The organism is Pseudoalteromonas gelatinilytica (genome assembly GCF_001641615.1).
Classification (GTDB): domain Bacteria; phylum Pseudomonadota; class Gammaproteobacteria; order Enterobacterales; family Alteromonadaceae; genus Pseudoalteromonas; species Pseudoalteromonas gelatinilytica.
This window is the reverse complement of the sequence record NZ_LRRU01000019.1, coordinates 256504-270965: the sequence shown is the minus strand read 5'-3', so window position 1 is coordinate 270965 and position 14462 is coordinate 256504. Positions and strand designations below refer to the sequence as shown.

The 14462-nt window shown below is 41.4% G+C and carries 12 protein-coding genes; 5 read left to right on the top strand and 7 right to left on the bottom strand.

The features are described 5' to 3' along the window. Nucleotides 1-35 precede the first annotated feature (35 nt). The gene (locus tag NH153_RS11610) at nucleotides 36-317 is read right to left on the bottom strand and encodes a putative quinol monooxygenase (RefSeq protein WP_063703976.1); all 282 of its coding nucleotides are present in this window, start codon (nucleotides 315-317) and stop codon (nucleotides 36-38) included. Beyond that, the gene (locus tag NH153_RS11605) at nucleotides 314-535 is read right to left on the bottom strand and encodes a DUF2798 domain-containing protein (RefSeq protein WP_058584444.1); all 222 of its coding nucleotides are present in this window, start codon (nucleotides 533-535) and stop codon (nucleotides 314-316) included. Before NH153_RS11605 ends, NH153_RS11610 begins: the two co-directional genes overlap by 4 nt. 81 nt (nucleotides 536-616) lie before the next feature. On the opposite strand from NH153_RS11605, the gene NH153_RS11600 reads away from it, so the two are divergent. Then, nucleotides 617-1471 carry a LysR family transcriptional regulator gene (locus tag NH153_RS11600; RefSeq protein WP_063703973.1) on the top strand — a complete coding sequence of 285 codons (855 nt, stop codon included), beginning with the start codon at nucleotides 617-619 and terminating at the stop codon, nucleotides 1469-1471. Between the two features lie 97 nt (nucleotides 1472-1568). Here NH153_RS11600 and NH153_RS11595 read toward each other — a convergent pair whose 3' ends face one another. Together NH153_RS11595 and NH153_RS11590 are read right to left on the bottom strand one after the other, a co-directional pair. Next, complete coding sequence (locus NH153_RS11595) at nucleotides 1569-2294, bottom strand: hypothetical protein (protein ID WP_063703971.1); 726 nt, start codon at nucleotides 2292-2294, stop codon at nucleotides 1569-1571. 152 nt (nucleotides 2295-2446) lie between these two features. Further along, nucleotides 2447-3319, bottom strand: a complete 873-nt coding sequence (locus NH153_RS11590) for a nuclease-related domain-containing protein (protein WP_063703968.1) — start codon at nucleotides 3317-3319, stop codon at nucleotides 2447-2449. A gap of 358 nt (nucleotides 3320-3677) precedes the next feature. Here NH153_RS11590 and NH153_RS11585 point away from each other — a divergent pair, with 358 nt between their 5' ends. Beyond that, complete coding sequence (locus tag NH153_RS11585; protein ID WP_063703965.1) at nucleotides 3678-6830, top strand: DEAD/DEAH box helicase; 3153 nt, start codon at nucleotides 3678-3680, stop codon at nucleotides 6828-6830. Between the two features lie 11 nt (nucleotides 6831-6841). On the opposite strand, the gene NH153_RS11580 is transcribed toward NH153_RS11585, so the two are convergent. Both NH153_RS11580 and NH153_RS11575 read right to left on the bottom strand, forming a co-directional pair. Next, nucleotides 6842-7912: an HNH endonuclease gene (locus tag NH153_RS11580; RefSeq protein WP_420820058.1), complete on the bottom strand. Its 1071-nt coding sequence runs from the start codon at nucleotides 7910-7912 to the stop codon at nucleotides 6842-6844. 255 nt (nucleotides 7913-8167) lie between these two features. Next, entirely contained in the window at nucleotides 8168-8761 is a 594-nt protein-coding gene (locus NH153_RS11575) for a class I SAM-dependent methyltransferase (protein WP_063703960.1), read from the bottom strand. Between the two features lie 272 nt (nucleotides 8762-9033). Between NH153_RS11575 and NH153_RS11570 the strand changes: the two genes are divergently transcribed. From NH153_RS11570 to NH153_RS11560, 3 genes are all read left to right on the top strand, one after another. Continuing rightward, nucleotides 9034-9804, top strand: a complete 771-nt coding sequence (locus tag NH153_RS11570) for an EAL domain-containing protein (RefSeq protein ID WP_063703958.1) — start codon at nucleotides 9034-9036, stop codon at nucleotides 9802-9804. Between the two features lie 670 nt (nucleotides 9805-10474). Then, the gene (locus NH153_RS11565) at nucleotides 10475-11620 is read left to right on the top strand and encodes a porin (RefSeq protein ID WP_063703955.1); all 1146 of its coding nucleotides are present in this window, start codon (nucleotides 10475-10477) and stop codon (nucleotides 11618-11620) included. Nucleotides 11621-11632: 12 nt separating this feature from the next. Then, nucleotides 11633-12040 carry a type 2 periplasmic-binding domain-containing protein gene (locus tag NH153_RS11560; RefSeq protein ID WP_063703953.1) on the top strand — a complete coding sequence of 136 codons (408 nt, stop codon included), beginning with the start codon at nucleotides 11633-11635 and terminating at the stop codon, nucleotides 12038-12040. Nucleotides 12041-12097: 57 nt separating this feature from the next. Here the strand turns inward: NH153_RS11560 and NH153_RS11555 are convergent, their stop codons facing one another. Then, nucleotides 12098-13723 carry a methyl-accepting chemotaxis protein gene (locus NH153_RS11555; RefSeq protein WP_063703950.1) on the bottom strand — a complete coding sequence of 542 codons (1626 nt, stop codon included), beginning with the start codon at nucleotides 13721-13723 and terminating at the stop codon, nucleotides 12098-12100. Nucleotides 13724-14462: the final 739 nt, after the last annotated feature.

Here is a 14462-nt window from a genome sequence, read left to right as displayed (position 1 = left end):
AGCTCCTTTCCCCTCGTATCTCGCAAACTTTTCTCTCAACACACCTCCACTTTCTCTACCTCAACCGGCTTCGCCAAGGCATTCTCATAAAACGCGAACACAGCTTTGGTATAAGGCTGAGCATAATGCTCATCAAGGGCGGCTTGCGATTCAAACTGCTCAACTAAAAACAAACAACGCTGCTCTTTGCTTGCAAACAGCTCAAAACGATTACAACCAGGCTCTGCGCGAGTGGCTGCTAAAATGCCCTGTAAACGCCCTTTACAGTCGTCAAATAATGCCGCCTTTGGGGTAATTTTTGCCACGATATTAATCATACTGACTCCTTACTAAATAACTTTAAAACCAATGCCCTAATTGGCGGGGCAACCGTAAAAGCCACCACAAACGCAGCAGGCCATGCATTGGCAAATGCCTTCATCCAACTTAGAAAAAATGTATCGCTCAGCCCTAAGTTGACATAAGTGACCCATGCCGAAAGTAAAAACGACATTAAAAACGAAAATGCCGCAGTAAAAGTAAAATGAATTTTCATATGTCCTCCTTGGCGTTACTATATTTGCACTGGCCTAGTGGCAACAGTCACGAAAATGCAAACTAAGATTGAGGGAGTCGTATGCTGGATGATCTGCATTTATTTATTGAAATAGCGCGCCGTAAAAGCATGAGCCAAACAGCAAAAGATTTAGGACTGAATCTATCGACCCTATCAAGGCGTATTCAGGCTTTAGAAGAAAAACTCGCTGAGCCATTACTGCAACGCACAGCCCGAGGCATTGTATTAACCGCCAAAGGCGAATCACTGTATAACGAGCTAGGCGAACCAGTGCTCGCTCTTAACAGCCAGCTTGAGCAATTAAATGACTCACCCACTGCAAAAGAGTTTTATCTGTTGTGTCCACAAAACATCATTGCGGGCCCACTGATGGGGGCCGTTAATCAGTTTGCGATGGCAAACCCTACGCTAAACCTCCACATTTACCCAAGTAATGCCAACAGCCAACTAAGCCAAAAACGTTTTGACTTAGCCATTCGCATCGGCGAACAACAAGACTCAAGTTATTTTCAAAAGCGCCTAGGCATGATCGCAATAAAGCTGATTAAAAAGAAAGATGCTCCAACATCAAGGCTGATACTGCCCTATTCAGAGTCACAACTCCCCAGCGGTTTGCTAAACAAATTAAAAACCGAGTATGAACATATAAGCTTTTGTTTTGATATTACAATCGCCAGAAAAATGGTTGAAGCAGGCTATGGCATTGGCTTACTACCCATGAGCGAAATTTGCTGTATAGACGACACCAGCAACTTTAGTTATATCGATTCCCCCCACAGTATTTCCGCAAGGCCAATTTACGCCCTCTGGCCACATTCACGCACACCATCAGCGAATGCCCAGTTGTTGATAGAACAACTCCAAACCAGTATTGCAGACTCACCAAGCTTGCAAGGAGAAATATTAGGGCTTTAGTTGCAGTTTTCTCACTTCTCGCTTCTCGCTTCTCGCTTCTCGCTTCTCGCTTCTCGCTTCTCGTCATCGTAAGTCGGGTTTTAGCCCGTCAAATAACTCAATCTCTAAACCAACGATAAAGGCCAAACACAAACAACATGGCCGCAATGCCAGCCAAGACTAATTGCCAAATTTTAAGGTCATTCAACTTTGTTAATTGCGGTCCAACACTCTCATTTAAAGGAGTTGAAGCTTGTTTAACGGGTGCTTCAATTATCGGATTCTTTATCACGGCTTGGCTTGTAGTTTTATTTGCATTAATTTCTGTAATGGTCGGCTTTACAGTAATAACAATATCTTTATAGTCTGCTTTAGCTTTACCACTCCAAGCAGATTCAAATAGCGCCTTTTGCTCAGCTTTATTTTCGCTACACCATACAAAATCAGCTTGCTTCATATCCTTCGCTCTACAACGATCAGGTAATTGATAAAATTGCCCCCAAGCATGGCGCTTTTTATCGTCATTATATGAATTTGAATACACCGTAGAGTTATGTACTTTGGTGTTTAAAAGTGCGGTAGGGTTCGAGCGATACGTATAATTACCGCCATTACCAGAACTTCTTTTTGGGTGTTTGCAGTGTCTAGCCAACAGCGTAAAAAGCTCATCTAAACGCTGATTCCACCGTTCACCTTGCCTAGCCGTGTAGCTACGATTCATTCTTTTACGAATGCTCTCGCGCTCAGCCTCAATGTTATCGCAGCGACTTTTTGAATATTGCTCTTCAGCAACCGTGTTGAAACTCGCTAGCAAAGTAGCGAGAAATAAAATCCATTTATTCATAACATTACATCTGTGTAATTTGGTTGTAATTACTCCCTATGTGTTAGCTAGGGAGGTACTTATTCGATAAAAGCTAGCTAAAACAATTGCTTTATAAAACTTTCGATGCAAAGTGCCTACTCAAACTAAGCATTAAATTTAGTCTCTATCAATTAAACCTTAGAAATATTTAAGCTTCTTTGCACAGCTTGATAGCAAATAGCTTTTTGCATAGCTCCATCTATTTGGTTTTGGCGCATCGACAATATAGTTTTTGCTAACTGTCTATGGGAAACAATAGGAAATGGTGGTCGCTGCTTCAACTCTATAAACCAACCTGGAAAGCACAATATTGGGGTTATTTTTGTTTGAAAACCAGTTGCTTCACTTAACCATTTATAAACCCAATTTGCTTGTATTTTTGCTTGTTCAATTGGCTTGCTTTCACTCCAAGATGGAAAGGCAAGTAGATTATTTTCGAATCGGACTTTGTAGTTTGTATCATCTTTAACGCGCTTATGCCTTCCTTTTGTTTCAATCGCAAAAACACCATTAGGCCCAATAACTAAGTGATCAATATTAAACCCATCAGCTTGAATATCATGAAATATTTGATACCCATGAGATTGAAGCTCAATTAATTCAGATGCAACAGCTAACTCAGCGTCTCGTCCTAGTTTTAGTTTAATTAACTGGTCTGATTCAAACCACGATTTTCTGGCGGTGTAAATTAAACCGACAATAATTACAACTATAAAAAAGTAGTTCAATTGACCGCTTGCCAACATTTCGGTAATCCCTTTGAGGGCAAACGGCATTGTAATAATCAATGTAGCTAAACCTATGTAACCAACAACATTAAAGACCTTATCGTTTACTTGATCGTTAAGTGTTTGTGCGGCTACTCGAGTAAATTTTTTTCGATCTACAGGTAACTTGGCTTGCTTCTGATGAAGCCATACTCTTAAAAAAATAACACCTAATATTGAATATATTCCTCCTATTACAAATAAGAGGCTGAGTCCTTGTGCTATGAAGTTATCCATTTCAGATCCTTGTTCTGTTAACTCCCTCTTTATACATCAATTATTTAATAATGTCGCGTTGGCGACGGCAACCAAAGAGAAGTAAACGCCGACTTCTCTTTGGAATCTCTCGGCGCCCCGAGGTTCACACTGTTCCCTCAATTTGAATAAATTAAATGAACGTAAACAGCGTAGATAGGCCATCCGTGGCCAAGCTAGGCCTTTTACAGCATCCATGCTGTAAATTACTCATAATTAATTCAATTTCGGGTGTGAACACGGGGAAAACCTCAGCAATCGCCTGCAACTGAACAATGAGTTATTTCTTGTTTTCATTAGCTATTTCAGTAAACTGGCTGTAAATAACAGGGAGTGGTTTATGGAACAGGTTGGCATTTACGAGCAGCTTATTACTCAAGTGATTGAGCAGAATTTAGATCGTAAGCAATTTTATGTAGGAGAACGCCAACTAGAATGTGCCGAAGCCGCAACTTGGTTAGCTCGATTTTTAGGAAAGCTAGTCGCACATGCGATTGATGCTATCCCCCACTCTAAAGATCGATTAAGCGAGCAAATTGATTTAGCTAATAACTTAGTTTTATGGCTTAAAGATCATATTAAAGACGATGAGCTAATCAATGAAAACCTCATAGATAGCCAAGGTAAAATACTTACAGCTCTATTCAATACAGAAAACCCTGTAGCAACTAATCTCAAAGACTACTCAAACAGCATTTCCCCACTAACAGGTCTTACGCAAAGTGAGCTATTTAGTGGCGCAAATGCTGGCCTATCTCTTGAGACTGAGCTTAAAAGAGAAATTAAATCAGCTGATACCATTTATTGGCTCGTTTCATTTATCAAATGGACTGGACTGCGGATATTTAAAAGTGAGCTAGAAGCCTTTACAAGAAAAGGTAATAAGCTAAAAGTAATCACCACCTCATACATGGGTGCAACAGATACTAAAGCAGTTGAGTTCTTAGCTAGCTTACCCAACACAGAAGTAAAACTAAGCTACAACAATCAACAAGAACGTTTACACGCTAAATCTTACTTATTTATGCGTAACACAGGTTTTCATACAGGCTACATTGGTTCATCAAACTTATCACATTCAGCACTCACCAGCGGCCTCGAGTGGAATTTAAAAATCACCGCGCAAGAAATACCGCATATTATTGCTAAAACCAAAAGCACCTTTGAAACCTATTGGCAGTCGCCAGATTTTGAATTATTTACCGGCAAAGTTGAATGCAAAGAAAAGCTAATAAACTCACTGAATGAGCAGCGTGGTAAAGGCCAACCAAGTAACCAGTTTTATTTTGATATCACACCAAAAACTCATCAATTAGCTATTTTAGAAAAACTAAGTGTTGAACGAAGTGTTCACGATCGATTTAGAAACTTAGTGGTGGCTGCAACAGGCACTGGCAAAACCATCATATCGGCATTCGATTTTAAAAACGTGTATGAGAAAAAGCCAAATGCCAATTTTTTATTTGTCGCGCATCGAGAAGAGATCCTCACTCAAGCACAAAGCGCCTATCGTGGTGTGCTAAAAAATAACGATTTCGGTGAGCTTTGGGTCGGTAACTATAAACCTCAAAGATACAACCAGTTATTTGCCTCAATTCAGACTCTTAATAATCAAATAGACAACATGAAGTTGAGCGCTGATTTTTATGATTACATTGTTATCGATGAAGTACATCACGTAAGCGCAGCAAGTTACCGCGGTATTCTTAACCACTTTAAACCAAACATTTTATTAGGCTTAACTGCCACACCAGAAAGGCAAGATGGTGCAAATATTTTGGAAGATTTCTGTGGTGTAATTGCTGCAGAGATCCGCTTACCAGAAGCAATAAACCAACGCCATCTATGCCCATTCCAATACTTTGGGCTTGATGATGATATAGATTTAAGCAAAATAACTTGGCGTGGCGGTCGTTATGATATTAGCGAATTAAGTAAGCTCTACACAGGGGAAAACAACCGCGCTAATAGAATCATATCGTGCCTCAATGAAATCGCCACAAATATTCACACAATTAAAGCCTTAGCATTCTGTGTTAGCCAAGATCATGCTGAATTTATGGCTAGTAAATTTAACCTTGCAGGTATAAGTGCAGACGTACTTACTAGTAAAAATACTCATGAGCGAAATCACAAACAACAGGCGCTTAGAAGAGGTGAAATAAAGATCCTCTGTGTAGTAGATATTTTTAATGAAGGGGTCGATATCCCTGAAGTTGATACTCTGCTTTTTTTACGGCCAACAGAAAGCCTAACGTTATTTTTACAGCAGTTAGGACGGGGCCTGCGCTTACCTGACAATAGCCAAAAACAATGCTGCACCGTTCTCGATTTTGTTGGTAACGCTCGCCCAGAGTATGACTTTGCTAATAAGTTTCGAGCTCTAATTGGCAAAACTAACCAGTCAATAAAAGCCGAAATAGAAAATGATTTTCCGCATTTGCCGTTGGGTTGCAGTATAGAGCTACAAGAACATACCCAAAAAGCAATTTTGCGTAATATTCAACAGGCAACTAATAGTAAAAGGCGCTTGCAACAGCTTATAAGTAGCTATTCACAACATACTAACGCCCAACTATCTCTAAGTAACTTTTTATCCATAAATCCTCAAGTGACGTTAGAAGATATTTATAAACCGAAGGAAAATAAGCTCGGTGGCTGGCACTGGTTAAAAGGCGATGAAATACCAGTAGATCAAGTAGATATTTACGCTGCGTATTATCGTGCAATCAACACTCAATTACTCAGTTGCAACTCACTGAGCTATTTGAGCTTTTTACGCGATTTATGTAACAGCGACTTTAGCATTGAAGTAACGCCTAAAAATCAACAATACGCTCTAATGGCTCATTACAATTTTTGGGATAACACCGGCACAAATCTGGGGTTTAAATCTATTAAACAAAGCTTACAAGCACTAAAAAACCCACTATTACAACATGAGTTATCAGAAGTGATTACGCTTTTAATAAACCGTATTCACCAACAAGAAAGTGATTTAACGTGTCTCCCAAATCACGCAATAAAATTACACAGCCGTTATACACGCCAGCAAATATTAGCTGCATTTGGTGCTCATACGTTTGATAAAAAATCAACTGCACGCGAAGGCGTATTAGAGTTCAAAAAACAAAATTTAGAATTACTTTTTGTAACCCTCAATAAATGCGAAAAAACCTATTCGCCAACAACGCTATACCATGACTATGCAATCAGCCCTACTCTGTTTCATTGGCAAACGCAAAACAGCGCACGACCAGAACACGGCCGCGGCCTAAGCTACATTCAGCACCAACAAACAGGCAAAACCATCTTGTTGTTTGTGCGTGAACAAAGCAAAGATGAAAACGGTAGAACAATGGGATTCGTTAACTATGGCGAGGTTAAATACCAAAGCCACAATGGCAGCCAACCAATGAATATTACTTGGGAGCTAACAAACCCCATGCCAAACGAAATGTGGCATGAGGCAGGGAAGTTGGCTGTAGGTTAAACCTAAGCTTATTAAGAATCATATTTGTACTTTGTCTGCGCAACTAGATCTAACGCTTGGATATTTTTACTTCCCGCCAACTCAAATCTATCTTTTGCAAGCCAGAGTTTCGCGCCATTGCTGCTGGCTACTTGGTATGCCCAGTTGCTTACTGCAAGAGATTTATCTTCATCACAATGAAAATAGCGAGTTAGTTCATTAGTGAGCAGCTGGCTGTGACGATCTAGATTTTGGTCTTGCCAACGTTCGCGGTGAAGCTGGGCTGCTAAAAAGTCACGTTTACTGTTATTACAACTTCGATGGGCGGCAACAAAATTATGGCCTAAATCGTTAGCGTAGCGGGCAAAGGGAATAAAGTGATCAACTTCTATCGCGCTCGTGAGTAGCTTTTGACAATAAAAGCATTGGCCTTTTTGTATTTCGACTAAAACTGGTTTTGCTTTGTTTAGTGCTGTGCGGTCGAAACCAAATAAAAAGTCATGTAATTGGCTTTGAGGGCCAATAAGCGCTTGGTTATGCTTAATGCTTTGAATCTTTTGTAGCCATGCATTTTTAGCTAAATAGACAACTAAATCGTAAAAGCGTCTGAAGCAAGCAGCTATGCCTGCGTTTAGAGTGATATAGCTTTTTCCTTTTGTGTGCGGATATAAAAAGCATTCTTCTTGTTTGGCGAGAATTTGTAAGCGCCACAACGGGCCTGTTTTTAAAGTGTATAAAGCCTCTTTATAAGTGGTGTGCCAGTAAGGGCTTAATTTAAGTTGGCGCAAGCTACGAATATTGTTTTGCTGGCACTCATATAGCACCGTAATTACTTTTGATTGCGCACCCGAATTTTGTTTTAGTAAAGCACTTTCACCACTATGAGCAGAAGAAAATGGCACTGCATGGTGCCAATAAAGCTCTATTAACTTTTCAGCAAGCTTAGCAAGATCAATGTTTAACTCGCTAGCTTCATACATCATTGGTTGCTCAACACAAACATCAGCCAACGCATGCAATAGTGCAAACTTATAGGTAGCACTAAAATCACCTTCCACCAGCATGCGCTGAATGTAAGCAATAAAATCGAGTTGCTGCTGCATGGCCATCATCAATCAAGCCTTATGTGTACTTTTGAAAAGTGCTTTAAAGTTCATGAACTGTTCCCTGTATACGCCGACTTATTTGCCACTTATGCTCATAACGCATTGTTGTAGCTTGCATATTCGCGATTTAGTTTAGGAACAATCTAGCATGAAAAGCAGATGTAAATATAGGATTTTAGGTAGAGCCACATATTAAAACACATACAATATTGGGAGAGTTGCGGTATAGCCTGCTATACCGCATATAAACGACTATATCGTTCTTCTATGCAAAATGGCGTTTAGCCATGTTTCTGTTGCGCGCTCTGGGCGTTGGTCGGCGCTTTGCCATGACTTGAGAATAAACAGGTCGGTGCCTTTAATAATGCTCTCAAGGGCTTGCTCGTTTAGGTCGGTAAATTCGCGACCGTTGTGTTCGCGCTCGCCGTCGCCGTATTTAAACGATACATACACGATGCCTTGTGGCTTTAATGCTCGGGCAAGGTTGTTGAATGCTTCTGTTAAGTCGTTTTTTGCTACGTGAATAAGACTTGCGCAGCACCAAATGCCGTCGTATTTGGCAACGTCGTTTAGCTCTAGGAAGCTGCTTACAGCTACGTCTTGGTTTAAGTATTCTGACGCCAGCTTTGCCATAGCTGGGCTGATATCGAATGCATCTACGCTATAACCACGCTCTTTAAAGATGAAAGCGTCGCGGCCAGAGCCACAACCGGCATCGAGTAAAGCGCCTTTTTTTGGGATCAGCGGTAAGAATTCGTCGTAAAGTTCATTGAGGTCTACATCGAGTGTGGCATCTACAAATGCTTGCGCATTTTGATTGTAGTATTCGACGGTTTTGGATGCCATTTTACTTCCTTTATAGGGGCAAGATTGCTTGGCGCTAAAATACCATTAAAGCTAGGTAACGCAAAGAATGAAATGTGATTTTAGATGCTAAAAATCAACGGCTTTAGAGTAGGTATTAGAAGTTAGTTGGAGGGGGATTGGAGGGAGTAGTTACGAGGGACGAAGTGCGAGGGACGAAGTGCGAAATTTTATACCTTTAACTTAACAACATTGCACAATTGGCAATTTGCTAGCACTATTATGTATTAAGAAGACTTAAGTCTGAGGTAAGCATGAACGACAAGCAAACTCATTGCCAGCCAACAGGTTGCAAACAGTGTGAAGACCATTTGGCACTAGGTTTTGATTTTACAATGGCTTTTCAGCCAATCATTGATTGCACCGATAAACACATTTTTGGCTATGAGGCTTTGGTTAGAGGGCCTAATAACGAGTCGGCTTATTCTGTTATCTCACAAGTGAACGATGAGAACCGCTATACCTTCGACCAGCTTTGTCGTATTAAAGCTATTTCGCTTGCCGCTGAGCTGAAGCTTGATTCTGTGCTTAGTATCAATTTTTTACCTAATGCAATTTACAAGCCTGAGCGCTGTATTAAAACAACCCTTGAAGCTGCAAAGCAATATGGTTTTCCGGTAGAGCAGATTATGTTTGAGTTTACCGAGGTAGAACAGGTTGAAGACAGTACGCACATCAAACGTGTGATCGAATATTACCAATCACTCGGATTTATTACCGCAACCGACGACTTTGGCTCTGGGTATTCGGGATTAAATTTATTGGCTGATTTTCAGAGCAATATAATCAAGCTCGATATGGAGCTGATACGCGATATTCATTTAAATAAAGCACGCCAAATCATAGTGAATCATTGCATTGCTATGTTTGAAGAGCTCAACATCACCGCCCTTGCCGAAGGCATTGAAACAGTTGAAGAGTATCAATGGTTGCGCCAAGCCGGCGTAAGTTTAATGCAAGGGTATTTCTTCGCTCGCCCAGGGTTTGAGAGCCTGCCAGAGGTTGATTTTAGTAAGTTGGGGTAAGTGGTTGTAACGAGAATCGAGTTGCGATAAAACAAGAGCTTTCAGCCGTAAGCTCTCGGACGCATGAAGACATTAGGTTCTAGGCGCTAGGACGCGATGTAAAATCGCTGCTACTTGTTCGGCGTTAAAACGCCTCCTACATCTCGTATCTCGCATCTCGTTCCTTTCCCCTTTACTCTTTCCCCTTGTAACTCGCTAACTTAAAACACTTCCCGGCTAAAGCCAGTCCTACGCGGGAAACATCAGGTGCTAGGTTTTGGGTTCTAGGACGCGATGTAAAATCGCTGCTACCTCGTATCTCGTAACTTTCCCCTTTACTCTTTCCCCTTGAAACTCGCTAACTTAAGACACTTCCTTGCTAAAGCCAGTCCTACACGGGAAACATTAGGTGCTAGGCTCTTGGACGCGATGTAAAATCGCTGCTACTTGTTCGGCGTTAAAACGCCCCCTACATCTCGCATCTCGCATCTCGTAACTCGTAACTTTACTCTTTCCCCTCGAAACTCATAACTCTCACTTTCCCCACTTTTAGTACCGTTTTTGTGAAAAATAACAACTTATTCGTTGATGTAGTTACAATTTATCTGTAACTTGTGTCGCCCATTTCGCTACGCACGACTATAATATTAAGCGAAATCAACATTTTCATACTAAATACTAGGGATACACAATGAAAAAACTTCCTATTGCATTGGCTCTATGTGCTGCTTTTGTGTCTGCAAACACAATGGCAGAGGTTCGCATAAATGGCTTTGCTTCTATTGTTGGCGGTAAAGCCCTTGACGACGACGCAACCCTTTACGGTTACGATGACGATATTTCGTTTAAAAACGAAAGTATGTTCGCATTACAGCTTTCTGCAGATTTACAAGAAAAGCTGAGCGCTACGGCACAAATTGTGGCGCGTGGTAGTGATGATTTTGATGCTGAGTTTGAATGGGCTTATTTAACTTATGAGTTCAGCGATGAGCTACAAGTAAGTGCTGGTAAAATGCGCGTGCCTTTTTACCGTTATTCAGACTTTTTAGACGTTGGTTACACTTACCGTTGGGTTCGTCCGCCGCAATCTGTTTATAACCTCCCGTTTTCAACGTATGAAGGCCTAAGCCTGTTACACAACACGCAATTAGGTGATTGGGATTCAACCGTTCAAGTTATTTACGGTAGCTTCGATGGCAACATTGCTGTGGTATCGGTTAATGGTGATACAGAGCTTAATGATATTGCAGGTATCAACTGGACGATGAGCTATGACTGGTTCAGCGCTCGTGCTGCGTACTTTGTAGCCGATACAACAATTGCAATTGAAAACGACACCGATGCAGGTGTTGCACTTAATGGCCTTGAGCAAACTCTTCGCGCTGCGGGTTTTGTTGATCAAGCAGATGATATTGCTGTAAACGAAGATGACGGTTCTTTCTTCGCTGTGGGCTTTTCAATTGATTACAACGACATTCTATTTGATGCTGAATACACTGAGTTCGAAGTAGAAAACAGTGCTCTTGCTAAACAAACTCAATACTACACGTCTGTTGGTTACCGTATGGATGAGTGGATTGTGCACTTAACTTACGAAAATAACGACGACAAACACGATAGCAACCGCTACAACGCACTACCTGCAGTACCAGCTTTAAACGCAGGTATTAATCAGGTGCTTGAAGGCGTTAGAGCAAAGAGCAACGTGTATACCATTGGTACGCGTTATGACTTCCACCCATCAGCAGCATTGAAAGTAGATTTCAGCCGCTTTAAAGATGACATTTCAGATACAGAAACCGACGTTGTTGCTGTTGCTGTTGATTTAGTTTTTTAATTGGAGTTCATAATGAAAAAATTATTAATCGCTACAGCAATGACTCTTTGCTCGCACGCTGCATTTGCTGATGTTGCTGTGATTGTGAACCCTGCAAATGGCAATGCTATTGATGAAGGGACAATCAAAAAGATTTACCTTGGTAAGGCCAAGTCGTTTGATGATGGCACAAAAGTAAACCCGGTAAACCAAGACGGCAACAGCGTAAGCGATGAGTTTAACGATAAGGTTGTTGGTAAGTCGAGCAGCCAGCTTAACGCTTATTGGTCGAAATTGGTATTTACTGGTAAAGGTACTCCGCCTGAGAAACTAGCAAACGATCAAGCTGTTATTGATTTTGTTGCAGCCAACGGCGACGCCATTGGTTATATCGATGCAGCAAAAGTAACTGATAAAGTTAAAGTAGTAGGTACTTTTTAAGTCATTACTACGGCTAATAAAAAACCAGGCAATGCCTGGTTTTTTTATGCGCTTAAATTACTCGACTTTAAATTTAGCTGTGGCGTCGAGTAACGAATCAGACAGGTAATGAAGGTTCTTCGCTACATCACGTACCGCCGACAATGAGTCCATTGTTTCTTCAAACGACATATGCATATTCGACACGTTATCAACCACCATACTGGCAACTGATGTTTGTTCTTCAGTGGCCGCGGCGATTTGCGAATTCATACCGTTAATTTCTAAAATCTGCTCAGAGATTTTATCAATCGACTGCCCTGTATTTTCTGCCGCTTCGGCATTGTTTGTAGCCATATCTCGGGCTGAGTTCATTGCATTTACCGCATGGCTCGCTGCGGTTGTCAACGTTGAAAGCAGCTCTCTGATTTCGTTGGTTGAGTGCGATGTTCTTGATGCAAGCTCACGTACTTCATCTGCTACAACCGCAAAGCCACGACCTTGTTCACCTGCACGCGCAGCCTCAATAGCCGCGTTTAGTGCCAGTAAATTGGTTTGCTCTGCAATTGAGGTAATGACGTTTAAGATCTGAGTCACATTTTTAGTGTCATTTGCCAGCTGGTTAATTGTTGAAGCCGCTTGGTTTATTTCTTCACTTAATGTTTTTGACTCAGTAACAGAGCGCTGTATTTGCGTTCTGCTTTGCTCAACTTCGCGCTCGGCTGTTTGCGCAGCTTGCGATGCGTTTGCCGCTGAATGTGAAATATCAGCAACACTTTGACGCATTTCTTCCATCGACTGCTTAACGATTTCGGCATCGGATGTTTGTTTCGTTGTGGCACGCTCAGCACGTTCCATACCTTGCACAAGTCGCGTTGAGTTCTCCATTAATGGTTCACACACAGCTATTACCTCAAGTACCGAGCCTTTTAATAGCTGAATAAACGCATTGAAGTTAATTGATACCTGACCAATTTCGTCTTTAGCGTGTACTTCAAGTTGTGTGCTTAGTGAGCCTTTACCGTCGGCTAATAGACGTAAGTTATCAGCCGCAGCGCTAGCTGATGAGCCAATTCCACGGGCAATCCAAATTGAGGTAACCACCAATAAAATAAGTGATACAACAGACACAATAAGCATTAAGTGTAGTGCGTTGTCTGAACGCGCTTTGGTTGCTTGTACAAGTTCAAAAAAGCGGTCGTCTGCACGGGTTTGTGCACGTTTAAATCCCGCTAAAACGGCCTCGTATTGCTGTGTTTTTTGCTGTGCTTGCTGTTGAATTTTACTAAAGTCGGCGGTGCCGTCGATCATTGAGGTTGCAATACTCGACGAGGTTTGCGCATAAAGCTCTAATTGTTTTTTGGTATCGGCATGCACATAGCTGTCGTTGATACTGATAATATTTTGTAGATTTTCGTTAATTGTTTTATATGTTTGTGCAGCACTATCCACTAAGTCTGACTCACCAAATGTTACCGCTTGAGTATATAACTCATCTAGTTTTTCGAGTAGCGCAACGTTTGCTGAAGTGAGTTTAACGACTTGATATGACGACTTTTCTAGCTCGTCGAGCGAGATCTTGTTGTCATTCATGGCTATAAAATTGGTTACTACTATGATCACGAATGCCGTTATGGCAATGCATGTTATGGCGTGTATTTTTTTTGTGATGCTCAAGTTATTGAATGAAATACTTGCAGACATTGAATCCACCTTTGCTGTCATATTACTTAGTATTATCGCCCGATTTCCCTAAAGTATTAACTATATTTATATATTTTCAGGTTTTTTTCTTATTTTGTGCCGTTTGTGGGAGGTCTTGTAGGAGGTACTTTAGTGCCGAACCAAAAATAAATAAGAGCTTTCAGTCTTCAGCTGTCAGACGCGCGAAACAAGTTTCACGCCTACGAATGAAACATAGGCGCTAGGATCTGGGTCTGGGTTCTAGGTTCTAGGTTCTAGGACGCGATGTAAAATCGCTGCTACAGACTCGAATCTCGCACCTCGCACCTTTCCCCTCGTAACTTGAAACTCGCTAACTTAAGACACTTCCCGGCTAAAGCCAGTCCTACGCGGGAAACATAGGCGCTAGGATCTAGGCGCTAGGACGCGATGTTAAATCGCTGCTACAGACTCGCATCTCGCACCTTTCCCCTCGTAACTTGAAACTCGCTAATTTAATACATTTCCCGGCTAAAGCCAGTCCTACGCGGGAAACATCAGGCGCTAGGATCTAGGCGCTAGGATGCGATGTAAAATCGCTTACTCGCACCTTTCCCCTTTACTCTTTCTAACCCGCTAACTTTCCCCTTGAAACTTTCCTTTTTTAATAGCGTTCTTTGGGGCTGATCTGTATAATCCGCGGCCTATTATTTACCCTATTGCTTGTTTATTTTCGCAGTTGCTGCGCCCATAACCCTGTCAGTATTTTTCTAGGAATAAT

Bases quoted from the DNA above. Each gene is read 5' to 3' on its own strand.
- NH153_RS11580 (WP_420820058.1), bottom strand. From the start codon at position 7,912: ATGCAGCAGCAACTCGATTTTATTGCTTACATTCAGCGCATGCTGGTG.
- NH153_RS11570 (WP_063703958.1), top strand. From the start codon at position 9,034: ATGAACGACAAGCAAACTCATTGCCAGCCAACAGGTTGCAAACAGTGT.
- NH153_RS11600 (WP_063703973.1), top strand. From the start codon at position 617: ATGCTGGATGATCTGCATTTATTTATTGAAATAGCGCGCCGTAAAAGC.
- NH153_RS11560 (WP_063703953.1), top strand. From the start codon at position 11,633: ATGAAAAAATTATTAATCGCTACAGCAATGACTCTTTGCTCGCACGCT.
- NH153_RS11595 (WP_063703971.1), bottom strand. From the start codon at position 2,294: ATGAATAAATGGATTTTATTTCTCGCTACTTTGCTAGCGAGTTTCAAC.
- NH153_RS11590 (WP_063703968.1), bottom strand. From the start codon at position 3,319: ATGGATAACTTCATAGCACAAGGACTCAGCCTCTTATTTGTAATAGGA.
- NH153_RS11565 (WP_063703955.1), top strand. From the start codon at position 10,475: ATGAAAAAACTTCCTATTGCATTGGCTCTATGTGCTGCTTTTGTGTCT.
- NH153_RS11585 (WP_063703965.1), top strand. From the start codon at position 3,678: ATGGAACAGGTTGGCATTTACGAGCAGCTTATTACTCAAGTGATTGAG.
- NH153_RS11610 (WP_063703976.1), bottom strand. From the start codon at position 317: ATGATTAATATCGTGGCAAAAATTACCCCAAAGGCGGCATTATTTGAC.
- NH153_RS11605 (WP_058584444.1), bottom strand. From the start codon at position 535: ATGAAAATTCATTTTACTTTTACTGCGGCATTTTCGTTTTTAATGTCG.
- NH153_RS11555 (WP_063703950.1), bottom strand. From the start codon at position 13,723: ATGTCTGCAAGTATTTCATTCAATAACTTGAGCATCACAAAAAAAATA.
- NH153_RS11575 (WP_063703960.1), bottom strand. From the start codon at position 8,761: ATGGCATCCAAAACCGTCGAATACTACAATCAAAATGCGCAAGCATTT.